The sequence below is a fragment of the Mesocryomonas fontinalis genome (assembly GCF_055730125.2).
The window spans coordinates 81850-101518 of record NZ_JBUZWG020000006.1 but is presented as its reverse complement, the minus strand read 5'-3'; the positions used below and the strand labels follow the sequence as shown (position 1 = coordinate 101518).

The 19669-nt window shown below is 66.4% G+C and carries 20 protein-coding genes and 1 tRNA gene; 10 read left to right on the top strand and 11 right to left on the bottom strand.

Translation table 11 applies throughout. The features are described from left to right. Positions 1-175: 175 nt before the first annotated feature. Positions 176-1099 (bottom strand): DMT family transporter, encoded by a 924-nt coding sequence (locus ACZL02_RS15680; protein ID WP_472939199.1) that lies wholly within the window; start codon positions 1097-1099, stop codon positions 176-178. 273 nt (positions 1100-1372) lie between these two features. Here ACZL02_RS15680 and ACZL02_RS15675 point away from each other — a divergent pair, with 273 nt between their 5' ends. Beyond that, a complete protein-coding gene (locus tag ACZL02_RS15675; RefSeq protein ID WP_472939198.1) occupies positions 1373-1750 on the top strand; it encodes a DUF3307 domain-containing protein in 378 nt (125 codons plus the stop codon). 236 nt (positions 1751-1986) lie between these two features. Further along, on the top strand, positions 1987-2814 hold the full coding sequence (locus ACZL02_RS15670) for a lytic murein transglycosylase (protein WP_472939197.1): 828 nt from the start codon (positions 1987-1989) through the stop codon (positions 2812-2814). Between the two features lie 915 nt (positions 2815-3729). On the opposite strand, the gene ACZL02_RS15665 is transcribed toward ACZL02_RS15670, so the two are convergent. Continuing rightward, positions 3730-4323 carry a Maf-like protein gene (locus ACZL02_RS15665; RefSeq protein WP_472939196.1) on the bottom strand — a complete coding sequence of 198 codons (594 nt, stop codon included), beginning with the start codon at positions 4321-4323 and terminating at the stop codon, positions 3730-3732. A gap of 522 nt (positions 4324-4845) precedes the next feature. Here ACZL02_RS15665 and hemE point away from each other — a divergent pair. Continuing rightward, entirely contained in the window at positions 4846-5874 is a 1029-nt protein-coding gene (hemE, locus tag ACZL02_RS15660) for a uroporphyrinogen decarboxylase (protein ID WP_472939195.1), read from the top strand. A gap of 2 nt (positions 5875-5876) precedes the next feature. Then, complete coding sequence (gene hemJ / locus ACZL02_RS15655; RefSeq protein ID WP_472939194.1) at positions 5877-6320, top strand: protoporphyrinogen oxidase HemJ; 444 nt, start codon at positions 5877-5879, stop codon at positions 6318-6320. 128 nt (positions 6321-6448) lie between these two features. Here hemJ and ACZL02_RS15650 read toward each other — a convergent pair whose 3' ends face one another. Together ACZL02_RS15650 and ACZL02_RS15645 are read right to left on the bottom strand one after the other, a co-directional pair. After that, complete coding sequence (locus ACZL02_RS15650) at positions 6449-6820, bottom strand: DUF1236 domain-containing protein (protein WP_472939193.1); 372 nt, start codon at positions 6818-6820, stop codon at positions 6449-6451. A gap of 308 nt (positions 6821-7128) precedes the next feature. Beyond that, positions 7129-7213 (bottom strand) — tRNA-Leu (locus ACZL02_RS15645). 200 nt (positions 7214-7413) lie between these two features. On the opposite strand from ACZL02_RS15645, the gene ACZL02_RS15640 reads away from it, so the two are divergent. Beyond that, positions 7414-8412, top strand: coding sequence for a complex I NDUFA9 subunit family protein (locus tag ACZL02_RS15640; protein WP_472939192.1), 999 nt, complete (start codon positions 7414-7416; stop codon positions 8410-8412). A 318-nt stretch (positions 8413-8730) separates the two neighbouring features. Here the strand turns inward: ACZL02_RS15640 and ACZL02_RS15635 are convergent, their stop codons facing one another. After that, a complete protein-coding gene (locus ACZL02_RS15635; RefSeq protein ID WP_472939191.1) occupies positions 8731-9537 on the bottom strand; it encodes an undecaprenyl-diphosphate phosphatase in 807 nt (268 codons plus the stop codon). A gap of 468 nt (positions 9538-10005) precedes the next feature. Between ACZL02_RS15635 and ACZL02_RS15630 the strand changes: the two genes are divergently transcribed. Next, positions 10006-10698, top strand: a complete 693-nt coding sequence (locus ACZL02_RS15630) for a glutathione S-transferase family protein (protein ID WP_472936404.1) — start codon at positions 10006-10008, stop codon at positions 10696-10698. Between the two features lie 37 nt (positions 10699-10735). On the opposite strand, the gene ACZL02_RS15625 is transcribed toward ACZL02_RS15630, so the two are convergent. Both ACZL02_RS15625 and ACZL02_RS15620 read right to left on the bottom strand, forming a co-directional pair. Further along, positions 10736-11119 (bottom strand): type II toxin-antitoxin system VapC family toxin, encoded by a 384-nt coding sequence (locus ACZL02_RS15625; protein WP_472939190.1) that lies wholly within the window; start codon positions 11117-11119, stop codon positions 10736-10738. A gap of 5 nt (positions 11120-11124) precedes the next feature. Further along, positions 11125-11445 (bottom strand): AbrB/MazE/SpoVT family DNA-binding domain-containing protein, encoded by a 321-nt coding sequence (locus ACZL02_RS15620; RefSeq protein WP_472939189.1) that lies wholly within the window; start codon positions 11443-11445, stop codon positions 11125-11127. A gap of 47 nt (positions 11446-11492) precedes the next feature. Here ACZL02_RS15620 and queG point away from each other — a divergent pair, with 47 nt between their 5' ends. The 4 genes from queG (at position 11493) to ACZL02_RS15600 (ending at position 14842) form a co-directional block, all read left to right on the top strand. Further along, entirely contained in the window at positions 11493-12626 is a 1134-nt protein-coding gene (queG, locus tag ACZL02_RS15615; protein WP_472939188.1) for a tRNA epoxyqueuosine(34) reductase QueG, read from the top strand. 39 nt (positions 12627-12665) lie between these two features. Then, positions 12666-13565, top strand: coding sequence for an SDR family oxidoreductase (locus ACZL02_RS15610; protein ID WP_472939187.1), 900 nt, complete (start codon positions 12666-12668; stop codon positions 13563-13565). Positions 13566-13706: 141 nt separating this feature from the next. Then, a complete protein-coding gene (locus tag ACZL02_RS15605; protein WP_472939186.1) occupies positions 13707-14111 on the top strand; it encodes a septal ring lytic transglycosylase RlpA family protein in 405 nt (134 codons plus the stop codon). 356 nt (positions 14112-14467) lie between these two features. Then, positions 14468-14842: a helix-turn-helix domain-containing protein gene (locus ACZL02_RS15600; protein ID WP_472939185.1), complete on the top strand. Its 375-nt coding sequence runs from the start codon at positions 14468-14470 to the stop codon at positions 14840-14842. A 3-nt stretch (positions 14843-14845) separates the two neighbouring features. Here the strand turns inward: ACZL02_RS15600 and ACZL02_RS15595 are convergent, their stop codons facing one another. The 4 genes from ACZL02_RS15595 to ACZL02_RS15580 all read right to left on the bottom strand — a co-directional run bounded on the left by ACZL02_RS15595 (position 14846) and on the right by ACZL02_RS15580 (position 19627). After that, positions 14846-16351 carry a tripartite tricarboxylate transporter permease gene (locus tag ACZL02_RS15595; protein ID WP_472939184.1) on the bottom strand — a complete coding sequence of 502 codons (1506 nt, stop codon included), beginning with the start codon at positions 16349-16351 and terminating at the stop codon, positions 14846-14848. After that, positions 16351-16815: a tripartite tricarboxylate transporter TctB family protein gene (locus ACZL02_RS15590; protein WP_472939183.1), complete on the bottom strand. Its 465-nt coding sequence runs from the start codon at positions 16813-16815 to the stop codon at positions 16351-16353. The genes ACZL02_RS15595 and ACZL02_RS15590 overlap by 1 nt, the downstream gene beginning before the upstream one ends. A gap of 229 nt (positions 16816-17044) precedes the next feature. Next, complete coding sequence (locus ACZL02_RS15585; protein ID WP_472939182.1) at positions 17045-18016, bottom strand: tripartite tricarboxylate transporter substrate-binding protein; 972 nt, start codon at positions 18014-18016, stop codon at positions 17045-17047. 213 nt (positions 18017-18229) lie between these two features. Then, a complete protein-coding gene (locus ACZL02_RS15580; RefSeq protein WP_472939181.1) occupies positions 18230-19627 on the bottom strand; it encodes an MATE family efflux transporter in 1398 nt (465 codons plus the stop codon). Positions 19628-19669 lie beyond the last annotated feature (42 nt).

Below are 19669 nucleotides of genomic sequence, written 5' to 3'. Positions count from 1 at the left end.
TGGTTCGCCCTGAACAAGAGCCGAGCCAAAGCGCCGTCGCGGCAAAAGAATATTTTATATTTTTCGGAGGGTCAACCGGATGTGCGCCGTCGGCGGGCGGCTTTCAGCGGCGTCTCGACGCAGGTGAAGGGCGGGGCCTGACGCCCTCCCCGCCTCGCTTGCGGCACACGGCGCTCTAGTGCGGATCCACCGGCCGCACCGCCGGCCTCCCGAGCTGACGCTCGCGAAAAACGATGAACAGGCCGGAGGCGACGATGATCGCGGCGCCGACGAGCATGGTCGGGCGGGGCACCTCGCCGAAGAAGATGAAGCCGAAGATCAGCGCCCAGAACAGCAGCGTGTACTGCAGCGGCGCGACCAGCGAGGCGTCGGCAAGCTTCAGCGACCGGTTCATCGCGACATGGGCGAGCATGGCGACGACGCCGAGGAGGCTGAGCAGCCCGAAATCGAGCGCGGTCGGCGTCACCCAGGCGAAGGGAACGGTCGCAAGGCCGGCGAGAAACGAGGCGCCGAAATGCCAGGTGACCAGCACCGTATCCGGCGTGCCGCGCAGCTGGCGGCCGAGGATGATGGTGAGGCCGAAGACGAAGCTGCCGACGACCGAGATCAGCGCCGGCCAGGTAAGGCTCGCGGCCGAGGGCTCGAGCGCCACGATGACGCCACAGAAGCCCACCGCGATCGCCGTCCAGCGCCGCCAGCCGACTTTTTCGCCGAGCATCAGCGGCGACAGCGCGGCGACGTAGATCGGCGCGGCCAGCCAGTAGGTCATCACGTCGGCGAGCGGCAGCGAGGCGACGGCGGCGTAGAAGCAGAAGGCCTCGAAGGTCGAGAGCACGACGCGCAGCAGCTGCAGCCGCGGCCGGTCGACGGCGATGATCCGGCGCGGGCCGATCCGCCAGATCATCGGCGCGAGCACGACGAGGGCGGCGACGCTGCGCAGCAGCATCACCTGTCCGACGGTGTAGGTGGCGACCAGCCACTTGCCCATGGTGTCGTTCAGCGAGAAGGCGAGCATGGCGAGAAGCATCAGGAGGATGCCGAGCCCGGTGCGGGTGGCCGGCGCGACAGCCGGCCCCGGCGGAACCGGCGTGACGGGCACCGCGGGGTCGCCAGGAACGCCAATAACGCCGGGCGTACCCGGAGTGCCCGGAGTGCGGGAGGCACTGGGAGTGCCGGGGGCACTGGGAGCACCGGGCGCGCGCTCACCGAAGGCTGGCGCGAGAGGGCTGGGAGTTTCGAGCGGAGAGCTGGACATTGCGGGTGCCGCCATCGGAGTGATGCGCCAGCGATGCGACAAGCGCGGGCGCAATGCAACGTTAGTGTTTTGTCTAGATGCTTCAGCTGCCGTGCCTCTGCGGCACGGGTCCGTCACGTGCAGATTTCGCTCGCCTCGCTTTGCCTCGTCTACGCCGCCTTCATGGCCAAGCATTTTCTCTGCGACTACCTGCTGCAGACGGCCTGGATGGTGCGGGGCAAGGGCGCCGTCAACGACTGGCGGGCGCCGCTCGCTGCCCATGCCGCCCTGCACGCCGCGGGAACGCTGGCGATCGCGCTCGCCACGGTTCCGGCCCTCGCCTGGCTGGCGCTGGTCGACCTTGCCGTGCACGCCGCCATCGACCGGATCAAGGCGGTGGCGACGCGCGGGCTTGGCTTCGACCGGCCGCCGTTCTGGTGGGCATTCGGGCTCGACCAGAGCGCCCACCAGGCGACGCACTTCGCCTTCGTTATCGCTTTGGTAACCCGGCTTTAAGCCAGATGCCGCAGATGTCGTTTCGGTGTCCGCGAGGATTTTCTCTACACGACGCCGTGAGCGCATGTCCTGGCGAAGACGATCCTTCGTCGTTCCCCTTCTCCTGCCCTTCGCAGAAGCAACGCAATGGGTTAGGGAACCCGCAGGATGCCAACCAAAAGCGGCGGCCGTGCCGCCGCACATCAGATGAAACCGAGGCGGGCCCGGCTCCGCGGCGTCATAACGAGGAACAATTCATGAAGATCATCGGACAGGCCGCCCGCGCTCTGGCGCTCGCCGGCATTGCCCTCGTCGGCATCGCTTCCGCACCGGCGCTCGCCGCCCAGTGCGGCAACAATGCGAACGGCTTTCCCGCCTGGCTCGAAGAATTCAAGGGCGAGGCCCGGCAGGCCGGCATTTCCGAGGGCACCATCCAGTCGGCGCTCGGCAATGTCAGCTACGACAAGAAGGTCATCGGCCTCGACCGCAACCAGAAGAGCTTCAAGCTCTCGCTCGACGAGTTCATGTCCCGCCGCGCGCCCGCCTCCTTCGTCAACAAGGGCAAGAAGATCATTCGCGACAATGCCGGCATGCTCAACTCCATCGAGAAGCGCTACGGCGTGCAGAAGGAAGTGCTGGTCGCGATCTGGGGCATGGAAACCGGCTTCGGCGCCAATTCCGGCAACATGAACGTCTTCCGCTCGCTGGCGACGCTGTCCTACGACTGCCGCCGCTCGGACTTCTTCACCGAGGAGCTGCTGGCAGCACTCGGCATCGTCGAGCGCGGCGACATGCAGGCCAGCCAGATGGTCGGCGCCTGGGCCGGCGAGATCGGCCAGACCCAGTTCCTCGCCAAGAACTACCTGCGCTTTGCCGTCGACGGCGACGGCAACGGCCATTCCGACCTCATCCGCTCCAAGGCCGACGTCCTCGCCTCCACCGCCAACTTCCTGAAGGCACACGGCTGGCAGGCCGGCGCCGGCTACAATCCCGGCGAGCCGAACAACGCCGTCTTCGCCGACTGGAACAAGGCCGGCGTCTACCAGAAGGCCCTCGCCCTCTTCGCCGACAAGCTGGCGAACTGACACCGACATTCTGGCGCGGCGTTCGCGCCTGGCCAGATGAAGCCTGATGCCTGACGCCGTGCCGGAAACCCCGGCGCGGCGTTTTTGTTTACGCCGGCCCCGTCCGAAAATGCCGCTTCGATCTCTGCGGGATAGCTCCGGGGTCCGTGACAGCCGAACCACCCGCAGGTTGAAACCTCAGAGATCGTCATCCTCGCGCACCGCGCGGGGACCCATGCCTCTCCCTGTCACCGGCTGCTACCGGGACGTCACAACCTCCACCGCCCCAAATTACCTCCACGCCCCGGCATGGGTCCCCGGCCTGCGGCCGAGGATGACGACCGTTGGGATCGGCGCCATCCAAACCGCGATAACGTTGGGTGCAGGACGATGACCGGCCTTTGCCCGCGGAGCCGCGGCATCGGTTCGGCCAGCGGATCTGCAGGCTGTCCAGACGACGGCGCAGCGCTCGAGATCGTCATCCTCGCGCACCGCGCGGGGACCCATGCCTCTCCCTGTCCAGGCGTGCTCGGCAACGCGGACAACCTCCAACTTCTCAAATTACCTCCACGCCCCGGCATGGGTCCCCGGCCTGCGGCCGAGGATGACGACCGTTGGGATCGGCGCCATTCAAACAGCGATACCGCGTTAGCGCAGGACGATGACCGCCCTTTGCGCACGGAGCCGCGGCATCGGTTCAGCCAGCGGAGCTGCAGGCTGCCCAGAAGACGGCACAGCGCTCGAGATCGTCATCCTCGCGCACCGCGCGGGGACCCATGCCTCTCCCTTTCCAAGGCTGCTTCGGGGACAGAATGGTTCGCGCCGCGCCGACCGATGACGTTGTCTTCCAAGCCCCGGCATGGCTCCTTGCGCACCACGCGGTGATGACGAATATCTGGAGTTCTCGCCCTCCGATCCCTGGAGTGGCCGCGTTACCTACCCGTCGATCGCCCCCCGCGCCCGCAGCTCGGCGAGCAGCGGCAGCAGGGGCAGGCCGATGATGGTGAAGAGGTCGCCCTCGATCCGCTCCATCAGCTGGATCCCCTCCCCCTCGATCTGGTAGGCGCCGACGCTGCCGAGCGCCTTGTCGCCGACACGGCCGAGATGCCGGCCGATGAAGCCGGGATCGAGGGTGCGCATCGTCATCTCGGCGACGCCGACATGCCGCCAGAGGGCGACGCCGTCCCGCGCCAGCACTACCGCGCTGTTCAGGCGGTGCCTCTGTCCCGACAGCGCCAGCAGCGTCCGCCGCGCGTCTTCCCTATCCGCCGGCTTGTGAAAGACGCGATCGCCCAGCGACAGCGTCTGGTCGGCGCCGATCACCAGCGCGCCGGGGTTCCGGCCGGAGACATCCACCGCCTTCGCCTCCGCCAGCACCAGCGCGACATCCTCGGGACCTGCGCCGCTTTCCTGAAGCGGCGCCTCCAGCGCCCGCTCGTCCAGCGTCGAGGGCTCGACGGCAAAGGCGATGCCGGCGTTTTCCAGCATGAGCCGGCGGTGCGGGCTGCCCGAGGCAAGAATGATCGGCATGGCGGTTTCCTTAAAGTTTTATTCAGATTCTTCGGGTCAAATGCGGATGTCGAAAAGGGCCGGATTTCATCCCGCGACTCGATTCGCCGGAGAAGCGCAAGAGGTGCGCCTCTTTGCCCCCGCGATTCTCGGCCCCCTGTTGATGACCGGGGGTTTGTCCCGGGGGCTTTCCGTGCGCGCCGGCAGGGCGTGAACAAGTCCGGTTTCATCCACAATTCCATGCATGATACCGGCTGTGGAAGCAGGCTTGTGAACTCCGGGGATAAAGCGGCGACGTTCCGCCCGTCCCCGCACCGTCCACAGCCCGGTCCTAGCGCGCTCTCGGCGCAAACCTCTCATTTCGATCGACAAATCGGCACCAGTCCCGGAATTATCCCCGGCACGGCCTGACGGCTGCCGGGAAGGCATGGACTTTACCGACCTCGCGTCCATCTTCTCCGCTCTGTGGATTCCGGCTATCCACCGACTCATAGAATTAAAAGAGATTTCTCGATCGAAATTACTCTTAGAAAGAGGAACAAGATGGCTGATCGCCGACTGCTCCGCGTGCTGGATGGCGAGACCGGCCTGCCGCCCCCGATCTGGCTGATGCGCCAGGCCGGACGCTACCTGCCGGAGTACCGTGCGCTGCGCCAGCAGGCCGGAGGCTTCCTCGACCTCTGCTACAATCCGGACTTCGCCACCGAGGTGACGCTGCAGCCGATCCGCCGCTTCGGCTTCGATGCGGCGATCCTGTTCTCCGATATCCTGGTCATTCCGGATGCCCTCGATCGCGGTCTCCACTTCGTCACTGGCGAAGGTCCGAAACTGACGCCGATCCTGCCGCAGGAAATCGCCAACCTCGATCCAACCCGCGCGGAAACGCATCTCGCGCCGGTGATCGCGACGGTGGCGCGGCTGCGCAAGGAACTGCCGGACGAGACGACGCTGATCGGCTTCTGCGGGGCGCCCTGGACGGTGGCGACCTACATGATCGCCGGGCACGGCACGCCGGACCAAGCGCCGGCGCGGATGTTCTCCTACCAGCACCCCGAGGCGATGAAGGAACTGATCTGGATGCTGGCCGACATGTCGGCGAAGTATCTGATCCGCCAGCTGCAGGCCGGCGCCGACTGCGTGCAGATCTTCGACTCCTGGGCGGGCGTCCTCGACGAGGCGCAGTTCGAGGCCTATTCGGTGGCGCCGACCAAGGCGATCGTCGACAAGGTCCGCGCCGCTATTCCAGGCGCCAAGATCATCGGCTTCGCCAAAGGCGCGGGTCCGCTCCTGAAGAACTACCGCGAGAAGACCGGCGTCAACGGCGTCGGCCTCGACTGGTCGGTGCCGCTGTCGTTCGGCGCCGAGCTGCAGCAGCAGGGCGCCGTGCAAGGCAATCTCGATCCGCTGCGGCTGGTGGCCGGCGGCGCGGCGCTCGAGGAAGGCGTCGACCGGATCATGGCGGCGCTCGGGCACGGGCCGCTGATCTTCAACCTCGGCCATGGCATCACGCCGGAGACGCCGATCGCCCACGTCGAGGCGCTGATCGCCCGCGTGCGAAATTCGAGGAATTGAGCATGGAATACGATTTCAAGGACTTCGACACCTGGATCAAGGCGCTGCACGTCATCGCCGTCATCGCCTGGATGGCGGGCATGCTCTATCTGCCGCGGCTCTTCGTCTACCATGCGGAAGCCGGACCGGGCACGCCGCAGTCCGAGACCTTCAAGGTCATGGAGCGCCGGCTCCTCAAGGCGATCATGACCCCGGCCATGTTGATCACCTGGGTCGCCGGCCTCTGGCTCGCCTATTCGACCTTCGCCTTCCAGGGGGGCTGGCTGCACGCCAAGATCGCGCTGGTGCTCGCGATGTCTGGCCTGCACGGCTACCTCTCGGCCGCGACGAAGAAGTTCGCCCGCGACGCCAACCTCAAGAGCGCCCGGCACTGGCGGGTGGTCAACGAGGTGCCGACGGTGCTGCTGGTGCTGATCGTCATCCTGGTGATCGTCAAGCCGTTCTGATCGCACCTGACACCTGACACCGGACACGAAAAAGCCGAGACAGCGGACGCTGCCTCGGCTTTTTTCATGCTAAAATCGCTACTTTCCAGCGATCGTTCGAAAACGGATCGCCGTCTTCCGGCGGGCGATCAGTCGTAGACTTCGATCACGCTGCGGGTCTTCGGGTCGATCAGGACCTTCTGGTTGTTGATGACCGTATAGGCGTAGCCGTCGCTGTAGGGGATCACCTGGTACTCCACGGTGTCCGGCAGTGGCTGTCCGACGACCACGGGGCCTTCCAGCACGACGGACGGACGGCTCTGCTGGGTGACGTAGGTGCGCACCTGCGCCGGAACCTCGATGACGCGCCGCGCTGGCTGCTCCGTGACAATGGTCGTCGTCGCCGGCTGCTCGGTCACGATGGCGGCCGGTGGCTGCTGTACGACGATCGTCTGCTGCGCGAAGGCGGCGGGGATCAGCGTGAAGCTGGCGAGCGTGGCGGCGATGAGGGTCTTGCGCATGATGCACTCCGTTGCTGTTTCGTCTGTAGCAACGGGCAAGAGCGCGAAATGTTGCCGAAGCGTCGGGCGACGCCGTGCCGGCCTTCGCGGTCGAACAGGGAGATCACGCCGGGAACGCCAAGAAGACCAAGTCTTGAAGCTGCCAGATAATACCGGACAACGGACGGAAAGCCGAAGAAACGCCGCCGCTGAAAGCGGGGCGTCATCGTCCGATGTAAAATCTCTGATGGTCGTCTAGCGGGACCATTCCGTCGTCTTCGAGGTGTCTGCCCGCTCTGCGGGAACCTCGATCACGACCGGGAATAGATTGGTGCCCAGGAAAGGACTCGAACCTTCACACCTTGCGGCACACGGACCTGAACCGTGCGCGTCTACCAATTCCGCCACCTGGGCACTTGCCGGGAGCTTTAGAGTCTCGTTTGCGGGCTGTCAACGCGGATTTCACTGTCGTCCCCGCTGTCGCGGTGTTGATGGCGCCGGCGAGGGTGCGACAGCCTTGGTGCTTCACCTTGCAACCGTTCCGCGGTATGACGCGCCAACCCCATTCGGCGCCGGACATCGGTGCCGGGACGCCGGCGAGGACGGAGAGCGGCATGACGATCGATACGGAAAAGACGGTCACGGTTTTCGGTGGCTCGGGCTTTCTCGGCCGCTATGTCGTGCGGGCCCTGGCCAAGCGCGGCCACCGCATCCGCGTCGCCTCGCGCCGGCCGGACCTCGCCTACCACCTGCAGACCGCGGGCAATATGGGCCAGGTCATGCCGATCCAGGCGAACCTGCGCTACCGCTGGTCGATCGACCGCGCGGTGGAAGGGTCCGACCACGTCGTCAACCTCGTCGGCGTGCTCGCCGAATCCGGTCGCCAGACCTTCGATGCGCTGCAGTCGTTCGGCGCGCGGGCGGTGGCGGAGGCGGCGCGCGGCGCCGGTGCCGGGCTGACGCAGATGTCGGCGATCGGCGCCGACCCGGCCGCAACCTCCGGCTATGCCCGCACCAAGGGCGAGGGCGAGCGTGCCGTGCTGGAGATCGTGCCGGGGGCGACGATCCTGCGTCCCTCCATCGTCTTCGGCGCCGAGGACCAGTTCTTCAACCGCTTCGCCGACATGGCACGGCTGTCGCCCTTCCTGCCGCTGATCGGCGGCGGGCTGACGCGTTTCCAGCCGGTCTACGTCAACGACGTCGCCGAGGCGGTCGCGGCGACCGTCGACGGCACGGTCGAGGGCGGCAAGGTCTACGAACTCGGCGGTCCGGAGATCCTCACCTTCAAGGCGATGATGGAGGCGATGCTGACCGTTGTGCAGCGCAAGCGCCGGCTGGTGAACATCCCCTTCGGCGCCGCCAGCCAGATGGCGCGGGTGATGCAGTACCTCCCCGGCGCGCCGCTGACCCCCGACCAGGTCGACCAGCTGAAGAACGACAACGTCGTCTCGGACGCCGCCATCGCCGAACACCGCACCCTCGCCGCCTTCGGCATCCAGCCGCAGCCGATCCAGTCGATCCTCCCCACCTACCTCATCCGCTTCCGCCCGCAAGGCCAGTTCACCACGCCCGAGCCGCAGGCCGGCGGGCTGCGCGACGAGGAAGCGGCGTAAGGATTGCGGGGTTTTCGCGCGGGGAAGGCCAAGGTCTACCGGACCGCACTTGTTTGAGCGGCTTGGAATGGATCCCGGGTCAAGCCCGGGATGACGAACGCCGAGTAGACATTCCAGTTCTGAAACGCTTTTTCGATTGATCAGCAGGCGAAAGCTTTGCAGCTTCGTCATCCCGGACCTGATCCGGGATCCATTCCAAACCGTCACACATAGACACTCCGGCCGACATTTCATTCCGCCGCTGCGTCCCGCATCCAACAAAAAAGGCCGCTCCCGAGCCATCGGGGCGGCCTTTTACGTGACGGGGCGAAGTGCGCCCTATCCCCAGACGAGGAGCGCCACGATGCCGACGCTGCCGAGCGCGATGCGCCACCAGGCAAACGGCGCAAAGCCGTGCTTGGAGACGAAGTCGAGGAGGTACTTCACCACGAACAGCGCGGTGATGAAGGAGACGACGAAGCCGATGGCGATCAGCGAGATGTCGTCGGCCGATAGTACGTTGCGGTTCTTCCAGAGGTCGAGCGCGAAGGCGCCGGCCATGGTCGGCATGGCGAGGAAGAAGGAGAATTCCGCGGCCGAGCGCTTGTCGGTGCCGAGCAGCAGCGCGCCGGCAATTGTGGCGCCGGAGCGCGAGGTGCCGGGGATCATGGCGAGGCACTGGAAGAAGCCGATCTTCAGGCAGAGCCCCGGCGTGAACTGCATGATGTCGGTATAGCGCGGCTTCGGCGCGAGGCGGTCGATGAAGAGCAGCGCGATGCCGCCGACGAGCAGCGCGATGCAGATGGTCATCGGCGACTCGAACAGCACCGACTTGATGAAGTCGTGCAGGATCATGCCGATCACCGCCGCTGGCAGGAAGGCGAGGAGCACGCCGCCGATGAAGCGCCGGCTTTCGGCGCTCGTCGGCAAGGTGGTGACCAGTTGCCAGAGTTTGGCGAAGTAGACCGAGAGCACCGCCAGCACCGCGCCGAGCTGGATCAGCACCTCGAACGTGCCGGCCTTGGAATGGAAGCCGAGGAAATGACCGGCGAGCAGGATGTGCCCGGTCGAGGAGACCGGGATGAACTCGGTCAGTCCCTCGAGAAACCCGAGAAAGGTGGCGATGGCGGCAGAGCCGATGTCCATTAAAGTTCCCCTGCAGTCCGGCTGCTCTGTGGGCACGCGACGCGGTCGTCTAGACGCGGCGGCGGCGGCTCTCTCCCTGCTATCGGAAAAGCCTTAACCATCTCTGCCTTCGGGCTGTGTCGGAAAAATGAAGCGGTATCCAGCGGACGTGCGGCATCGCGCGGCAGGGGCCCGAATGGTTCGCAGGCCTTGCTGAATGGGACCGACCTGCTATGTCCGGCGTTGAGGGTGCGGTCCGAACCGAGGATGTCGCCACGCCAGACGTCGGTCTCCGGCGCCGGAACCGGCGAGACGGCTAGTGCCGAAAGTGCCGCAGATGGTCGATGGGGTTGGACAAGGTAGTTTTCCTTTCCTTGACCTTTTAATGAGAGATTGAGTTTTGGCCGTACCGCAGCGCACGGCGGACCGGCCCCGAACCGGCGATCCTTCGCAGGCCCCGTTTCCCACGAAAGAACCCATCGCGCACCCATGCTGAGGCTCCATCATCATCCCATGTCGGCGGCGTCACGCTTTGTCAGGCTCGTGCTCGGTGAATACGGCGAGCGGGCCGAATTCGTCGACGAACGGCCCTGGGAGCGCCGCCGCGAATTTCTGGCGCTGAACCCGGCGGGCACGCTGCCGATCCTCTCCGAGGATTCCGGCGCGCCGATCGTCGGCGGCATGGTGATCGCCGAATATCTCGACGAGACCCGCGGCGCCTTCCAGCGCGAGAAGCGGCTGCTCGCCGAGAAGGCGCTGGAGCGCGCCGAGATCCGCCGGCTGACCGAGTGGTTCCTGATCAAGCTCGATGGCGAGGTGACCCGCTACCTCGTGCGCGAGCGCGTTTTCAAGCTGGAGATGCGCCCCGAGGAGGGCGGCGGCTCGCCCGATGCTTCCGCCATCCGCGCCGCCCGTGCCAACCTCAAGCACCACATGCGCTATGTCGGCTGGCTGGCGGAGAGCCGCAACTGGCTGTCCGGCCCAAAACTCTCCTATGCCGATCTTGCTGCCGCGGCCTCCTTCTCGATCCTCGACTATCTTGGCGAGATCGCCTGGGAGAAGGAGCCGCTCGCCAAGGAATGGTACATGCGCGTCAAGTCGCGCCCCTCCTTCCGCCCCCTCCTCACCGAGCGCATCCGCGGCATTCCGCCGGTGGCGCACTACGCCGAGCTGGACTTCTAGGGACGCCTGACTTCCAACTAACGCTGGCAGATATGGGCTAGCGGATCAGACGCACATCTACTCCAACGAGTGGAGCGACCTCTTTCCAGATCCGATCGGCGGTGAGGATTGCGTATCCGCCGAGCCTTGCGGTCGCGATGCAGCCACGGTCGCCCAGCGACAGGCCGAAGGCAGCGGTGATCCGTGCCAGGCGGCCGGCCTCGATCGCAGTTGCCTCGTCGAAGGGAACAAGCCGGATCGGCAAGCGGTCCCGCAGCCGGCCGACCGCGTCGTCCGACGCTCCGCCACGGACATAGCGCGTAACCACCTCGGCGAAATTGATGGTGCTCATCGCGCTGTCCGCCAGCAAGGTTTCCCGAACGCTGTCGGCTCCGGTTTCTTCCAGGAGATAGGCGAGCACGGCGGAAGCATCGAGCAGCAACGCGCCTACTCCCTCGCGGCATCCCGGCGCCGATCGGCAAGGAAGCTGTCGACGCTGTCGCCGGCGAGGATTGCGGAGGCTTCTTCTTGCAGTTCCTTCAGGACCTTCGACAGGGCGCGAATGCGAAGCTCGCCGTTCTCGATCCGAACCGTGACAGGTCCGCCAAGCTCGATCCCCATCGATTTCCGCAGGTCTTCCGGCAGGTCGAGATGACCGGTTTCACTGACTTTGAGGACGAAGTTCATAGGGGGTTCCTCCCGCTCAAGCGTGAATTCTGCGCCCGATGAGGATGTTTTCGCAAGAGCAACTACGCTGGAACGGCGCATCCCCGCTTTGCTACCGGCCTTTGCCCGAGATCGGCTATATACCGAGCATGACCACCCCCGCCGCCCTCCGCGCCTTCCTCGACGCCGATGCCCGACGCCTCGGCTTCGATGCCGTCGGCGTCGCGCCGGGCGAGGGGGACGTCGCGGCCGGCGGGCGGCTGGAAGAATTTGTCGCGGACGGGCGGCACGGCACCATGGGCTGGATGCCGGAGACGCTGGAGCGGCGCCGGTCGGCCCGGGCGCTGTGGCCGGCGGTGCGCTCGATCGTGGTGCTCGGCATGAACTACGGCCCGGACGCGGACCCGCTGGCGATCCTCGGCCGGCCGGACCGCGGGGCGATCTCGGTCTACGCCCAGAACCGCGACTATCACGACGTCATCAAGGGACGCCTCAAGGAACTCGGCTCCCGGCTGATCGCCAAGGCCGGCGGTGGCGAGATGAAGGTCTTCGTCGACACCGCGCCGGTGATGGAGAAGCCGCTCGGCCAGATGGCGGGGCTCGGCTGGCAAGGCAAGCACACCAACCTCGTCTCGCGCGAGCTCGGCTCTTGGCTTTTCCTCGGCTCGATCTTCACGACGCTCGACCTTTCCCCCGACGCGCCCGGCCGCGACCTTTGCGGCTCCTGCACGTCCTGCCAGACCGCTTGCCCGACCGATGCCTTCCCCGCGCCCTACCGGCTCGATGCGCGCCGCTGCATTTCCTACCTCACCATCGAGACGAAAGCCGTGGTGCCGAAAGCGTTCCGGCGGGCGATGGGCAACCGCATCTACGGCTGTGACGACTGCCTCGCCGTCTGTCCCTGGAACAAGTTCGCCGAGAAAGCGCGGGAGGCGAAGCTCGTGGCCCGCGACGATCTGAAGGCGCCGCGCCTCGCCGACCTGCTGGCGCTCGACGACGCGGCCTTTCGCGCGCTGTTCTCCGGCTCGCCGGTCAAGCGCGTCGGGCGGGACAAATTCGTGTCGAACTGCCTGATCGCGGCCGGCAATTCGGGCGATGCTGGGTTTTGGCCGCAAGTTCATGCGCTACTGACCGACGCCGCGCCCTTGGTGCGGGCGATGGCGGTCTGGTCTTTCGGGCGGCTCGATCCGCCGGGGGCCTTGGCAGGTCGTGCCGCCGCCCTGCATAGGGAGGAGGACGAGACGGTGAGGAGCGAGTGGCATGCGTTGGACGGGACGGACTGAACGGGGCGCGCTGGCCAAAGGCAAAGCCGGGAGCCTGTCATGAACCCGAGCGACCGGTTGTTCGTCTTCGGCTGTGGCTACTCGGCCAGCGCCTTCGTCGCAGCGTTGGATCCAGGCCTTCTGGCGGGGGTGACGACGCGGTCCGCCGACAAGGCAGCCGTCATGGCGGAAAAGGGCTGGAAGCCGCTCCTCTTCGGCGGCACGGCGGCGGGGACGCACGAGATCGAGGCCGCGCTCCGCGAGACGACGCATCTCCTTGTCTCTATCGCCCCCGGCGAGGCCGGTGATCCCGTTCTTTCGGCCTACCGCGACACCGTGCTCTCGCGGATGCCGAACCTTGCCTGGATCGGCTATCTCTCGACCGTCGGCGTCTATGGCGACCACGCTGGCGCCTGGGTGGACGAGACGACGCCGGTAAAGCCGGTCTCGCAACGCTCGCTCGAGCGTGTCGAGGCCGAGGAGGGCTGGGCGGAGCTTGCCGCCCAGCGCGGCGTGCCGCTGGCCATTCTGCGCCTGTCGGGGATCTACGGCCCCGGCCGCAACGCCTTCGTCAATCTAGCGGAGGGCAAGGCGCGGCGGCTGGTGAAGCCCGGCCAGGTGTTCAACCGCATCCATGTCGAGGATATCGCGGGCGCGCTGAAACTTCTGGCGGGGCAGCGGATCGGCGGCATCTTCAACGTCACCGACGACGAGCCCGCCCCCCCGCAGGACGTCGTCGAGCATGCCGCTCAGCTCGTCGGTCTGCCCGTCCCGCCGGCGGTGGACTTCGACACCGCGACGCTTTCGCCGATGGCGCGGAGCTTTTACGGCGAGAACAAGCGGGTTTCCAACGCGCAAATTAAGCGCACGGGGTACACGTTTCGCTATCCGACCTACCGGGAGGCGCTGTCAGCCCTCGCAGGCGATTACGCGGCGCATGCCTCACAAAAACCGCGCTAGGATAACGCGCTGAAATGCTTCGTGATGGAACGGTCCTTTTTCTGGCCTGATCAGCCGCGCACTGAGCCCCCGTCAAACACGGGGGCCACGAGGCAAGGCTCGGTCACCCGTGGGAAATCAACGGGATAAGGACCCGAGTTCTTGAAGACGACGACTGTTTTGGCCGCCACTGCCCTCGTGGCTACCCTGTTCACCGCCACCTTCGCCGTCACGGCCGATGCCCGGCCGATCAAGCCCCTGGTCCGCACTTCCTGCGGTGGCGCCTCCTGGTATGCCCTGCGCTCGCGTACCGCATCCGGCGAGATGATGAACCCTTCGGCCATGACCGCCGCGCACAAGACGCTGCCGCTCGGCTCGAAGGTTAAGGTGACCAACCTCAACAACGGCAAGGCCGTCGTCGTCCGCATCAACGACCGCGGGCCCTTCATCAAGGGCCGTCTCATCGACCTCTCCAAGGGCGCCGCCCAGCGCCTCGGCTTCATCGGCGCCGGCCATACCCGCGTCCAGATCGAGCCCGAAGGCGGCGGTTCGAAGAGCTGCGCCTGAGCTCGCAGCGGCTAAGCTCAGGGAAGTAACGCTGGCTCTTTAGCCTCGTAATCGGTTACAGCGTGCTTCTGTCGGATATGCCTACGCGATTGTGACCTCTCCCCGACTCTGGCTATTCTGGCTGCTACAGATAAGGCGCAAACCCTCCAAGTTCGTCATCCCGGACTTGATCCGGGATCCATTCCTCTTCGCGTCAGGCGTCGACCGGTTCAGAATGGTGAGAATGTCCCCCGGACCACTCTTGTTCGACGGATTGGAATGGATCCCGGATCAAGTCCGGGATGACGAATTCATGCGATCGTGCCATCCTTTCTCCGCCGATCGCTGAGGATTTGGGACGCACGAGGATGGCTTACATGGACATCCGCCCGCTGCGCACGGAAGCCGATTATGACTGGGCCCTTGCAGAGATCGAGCCTTATTTCGTCGACTCGCCCCCCGCAGGAAGCGCCGAAGCCGACCGTTACGATGTCCTTGCGACCTTGATTGAGCGGTACGAGGCCTTGCATTGGCCCATCGACCCACCAGATCCGATCGAGATGATTCACGAAGTCATGGCCATGCGGAACCTTTCGCAGGTCGATCTTGGCAAGCTCCTGGGATCGCGGTCGCGCGCATCGGAAGTCTTAAGCAAACGACGCGGTCTTACGCTCGATATGGTGCATAGGCTGTCGAGGGACTGGGACATTCCGGCCGAGGCGCTGATCAAACCTTATCCGCTCCACCGCTGACCCTCACTCGTCCTCGACGAACACCTCCTGCCGCTTGCGCCGGATCTGCGGCAGCACCGCGATGATCACCGCGGCGAGCGCCAGTGCCAGGAGGGCGGCCGAGATCGGGCGTTCGAGGAAGATCATCGGGTCGCCGCGGTAGCGGATCATCGCCCGGCGGAAATGATCCTCCAGCAGCGGGCCGAGCACGAAGCCGAGCAGCAGCGGCGCCGGCTCGCAGCCGAGTTTCATCAGCCCGTAGCCGAGCACGCCGAAGAACACGATGGCGTAGATGTCGAAGGCGTTCTGGTCGATCGAGTAGCTGCCGATGCAGGCAAACGCGATGATCGCCGGGAACAGCACCTTGTAGGGAATGGTGAGGAGCTTCACCCAGAGCCCGATCAGCGGCAGGTTCAGCATCACCAGCATCAGATTGCCGACCCACATCGAGACGATGATGCCCCAGAACAGCGCCGGCTCGTCGGTGATGACGTTCGGCCCGGGGGTGATGCCTTGCGTGATGAAGGCGCCGATCATCAGCGCCATCACCGGATGGGCGGGAATACCGAGCGTCAGCAGCGGGATGAACGAGGTCTGCGCCGCCGCATTGTTCGCCGATTCCGGTCCGGCGACGCCCTCGATCGCGCCATTGCCGAACTCTTCGGGGTGTTTCGACACCCGCTTTTCTAGGGCATACGACGCGAACGATGCGAGCACATGGCCGCCGCCCGGCAGGATGCCGAGGATCGAGCCGAGCGCCGTGCCGCGCAGCACCGGCGCGATGATCCGCTTGAAGTCGTCCTTGGTCAGCCAGAGGTTCTTCACAGTCTTGACCATGACGTCGCGCGTCGTCTCGTTCTCGAGGTTCCTCAGGATTTCCGCGACGCCGAAGATGCCGATCGCCACCGAGACGAAGCTGATGCCGGAATAGAGCTCGCGGAAGCCGAAGGAATAGCGCGGCGTGCCGTCGAAGCCGTCCTGCCCGACGGTGCCGAGGAGGATGCCGAGCACGATCATCCCCATCGCCTTCAGCACCGAGCCTTGCGCCAGCGCGATCGAGGCGAGGAGGCCGAGGATGATCAGCGAGAAGTATTCCGGCGCCGAGAACGATAGGGCGACGCGCGCCAAAGGCGGGGCGGCGAGCACCAGGATGAAGGTCGCGACTGTGCCGGCGAAGAACGAGCCGAGCGCGGCGGTGGCGAGCGCCGGCCCGGCGCGGCCTTGCTTGGCCATCTGGTAGCCGTCGATCGCCGTCACCGCCGAGGAGGATTCGCCCGGCAGGTTGATCAGGATCGCCGTCGTCGAGCCGCCGTACTGTGCGCCGTAATAGATGCCGGCGAGCATGATCAGTGCCGTCACCGGGGCGAAGGCGAAGGTGATCGGCAGCAGCATGGCGATCGTCGCCGTTGGGCCGATGCCCGGCAGCACGCCGACGAGGGTGCCCAGCAGCACGCCGACGAAGCAGTAGAGGATGTTGGTTGGCTCGAGCGCCGTCTGGAAGCCGAGGGCGAGGTTGGCGACGAGATCCATCAGATACCGATCCAAGGGCCGAGCATCGGGACGGTGACGCCGAGGCCGCGCACGAAGATAACGTAGCAGATCACCGTCATCGCCGCGGCGAGGACGACGGCAATGACGGGCGAGAGCGTGCGGCTGGCAAGGGCGCTGACCAGCACGGTGACGAACAGCGTCGGCCCGAGGCCGAGCCCGCGCACGCAGGCGCCGAAGAAGATCAGCCCGCCGAGGATCAGCACCACGCCGCGCCAGGGGATGGTGCCGAGGTCTTCGGCCTCGCCCCGGTGCAGAAAACCCTTGATCATGACGGCGATGCCGAAGCCGCAGAGGATCAGCCCGAGCGCGAAGGGAAAGAAGCCGGCGCCCATCCGCAGGCCGGTGCCCATGGGATAGCCGAGCGCGGTAACGGCGAACGCTGCCCCGAAGCCGAGGAAGATCAGGCCGGATAGAAGGTCCTTGCGCGATTTCTGCAGTTCCACGGCGGGCCTTTCAGGGGGGCGGTGACATTCGGGGAGGCTGCGGCGTCGACGCTGCCTCCTTCGCCCCTTCGGGGAGAAGTGGCCGGCAGGCCGATGAGGGGGCATGCCGCGGACGGACGATGGTCACTGTCGCGGCGCGCTCCCCCTCATCCCGCTGCCGCGACCTTCTCCCCGGAGGGGCGAAGAAAACAGCTTCAGCGTCGTGCATTGCGAAGAGTGTGGCCGGCTCTCAGTCGGCGAACACGCCGGCCTTCTCGATGATCGGCTTCCACAGCGCGATCTGGTCGGCGAGGTAGGTCTTGTGCGCGGCGGGCGTCGCCTGGTCGAGCGCGACCGGGGCGGTGCCGAGCTCGGCGAAGCGCTCGATCACCGTCTTGTCGGCGAGCGCCGCCTGCAGCGCCTTCGAGAGCTTGTCGACCACCGCGTCGGGCGTGCCGGCGGGGGCGTAGAGGCCGTGCCAGACGCCGACCTGGAAGTCCGGCAGCTCCGCCTCGATCGAGGTCGGCACGTCCGGCAGGTTGCCGAGGCGCTCCGGCGTCGTCACCGCGAACGCCTTCACCTCGCCGCCCTTGATCTGGCCGGTGGTGTTGGTCGACTGGTCGCACATGAAGTCGACCTCGCCGGCGAGGATATCGGTCATCGCCGGGCCCGTGCCCTTGTAGGGAACAGTGGTCACCGCGGTGCCGATGGCGTTCATGAACAGCATGCCGCAGAGGTGCGAGGCCGCGCCGATGCCGGCATTGGCGTAGACGACGCTGTCCTTGTTGGCCTTCACGTAGGCGACGAGCTCGGCCAGTGTGTTCGGCTCGAGGTCCTTGCGGCCGATCATCGTCATCGGCACGTTGGTGACGAGGCCGATGGTGGCGAAATCCTTCAGCGGGTCGAAGTCGAGGTTGCGGTAGAGCGTCGGCGCGGTCGACATGCCGATGTGGTGCATCAGGATGGTGTAGCCGTCGGGATCGGCCTTCGCGACCTGACCCGCTGCCAGCGTGCCGCCGGCACCGGCGACGTTCTGCACCACGATCTGCTGGCCGAGCTCCCGGCCCATCGGCTCGGCGATGAGCCGCGTCACCGTGTCGGTCGGCCCGCCCGCGGCAAACGGCACGACGATGGTGATCGGCTGCGTCGGATATTCCTGCGCGGCGGCCATACCGATGGCGAGCGCCATGGCGGCAGCGCCTACAAGGGATGCAAGCTTCATCGGACGTCCTCCCAGACCCGTTGATGTGCAGATCGCCCCGGTGCAGCGCTGCGTCTGCTTGGCCGGGGTCTTGGCTTGGGTCGACGCTAGTTTCGCGCTTACCCTCGGTCAACATGTCGCAACCGGTTTTGGCGCTCTATGCGGCCAAAGACTCATGCTCCGGTCTTTTGTGCGGCCGTTTTGCAGGAGGCGGGCGAGCCTGCCTGCCGGCGCTCAGGCCGGCGTCAGGCCGAAGGCGGCGCGGCGGTGGAAGCGCCAGCACATCAGCACGGCCGCCAGCGCCAGCCCGGCGGCGAGGCCCCACCAGATGCCGGGGCCGCCGAGCCCGAGCGGAAAGGCGAGGACGTAGGCGACGGGAACGCCGACGACCCAATAGCTGAAGGCGGCGATCAGCATCGGTATCCGCGTGTCCTTCAGGCCGCGCAGCAGCGCCGAGCCGGTCACCTGCAGGCCGTCGGCCAGCTGGAACACCGCCCCGATCATCAGCATCGCGATGCCCTGGGCCAGCACCGGCGCACTGTGCGGGTTCGACCGGTCGAGGTAGAGGCCGATCAGCGTGCCCGGCACCAGCCAGAACAGCAGCGCCCCGACGCCGGAGGTCATCACCGTCAGCCCCAGCGCCACATAGCCGGCGCGGCCGAGACCCGGCCAGTCCTTGCGGCCATAGGCGAGCCCGACCCGGACCGTCCCGGCGTTCGACAGGCCGAGCGGCACCATGAAGGCGATCGAGGCGAGCTGCAGCGCGATGCCGTGCGCGGCCAGCACCTCCGCGCCGAGCCAGCCCATCATGATGGTCGAGGCGCCGAACATGCCGGTCTCGGCGATTACCGTCAGCGAGATCGGCAGCCCCAGGCGGAACACCTCGAAGAACGCCGGCCAGTCCGGCCGCCAGAAGCGGACGAACAGCTCATAGGGCTTCAGATGCGGGTTCAGCACGGCATAGGCGACGGTGATCGCCGCCATCGCGGCATTGGTGCCGAGCGAGGCGTAGGCGGCGCCTTGCATGCCGAGCGCCGGCGCGCCGAAATGCCCGAAGATGAAGGTATAGGCGAGGAGGCCGTTGATCAGCGCGCCCGCCACGGTGACGAGGAGGATGAGGTTGGCGCGGCCGAGGACGCTGAGATAGGAGCGCAGGCCGATGATGCCGAGCGCCGGGAACATGCCCCATTGCAGGACGCGCATGAAGGCGCCGGCGCGCGCGGCGACGGCCGGGTCCTGGCCGAGCGAGACGAGGATCGCCTCGAAGTGCCAGAGCGGCGGCATCACAGCGATGGCGTAGAGGGTGATCACCCAGAGCCCCATTCGCACCGACCGCCGGACACCCCTGATGTCGCCGCGCCCCGCGGCGTTGGCGGCGAGCGGCATCACCGCCTGGGCAAAGCCCGAGCCGAAGATCCAGACGAGGAAGAAGGCCTGCGTCGACAGCACCGCGGCGGCCAGCTGCTCGGGGCCGAGCTGGCCGATCATCACGGTGTCGGTGACGTGGATCGACATCTGCGCCAGCTGCGCGCCGATCAGCGGCAGGCCGAGCACCAGCGTCGCCTTGAGGTGCCGGCTCCAGCTGTTGTCGGGCGCCACGGCCGGCCGTTCGAACGAACGCACGGCGTCCATGGGGTTTCCTCGAGGTCTTCGATACGGGAGAGGCGCGGCGGA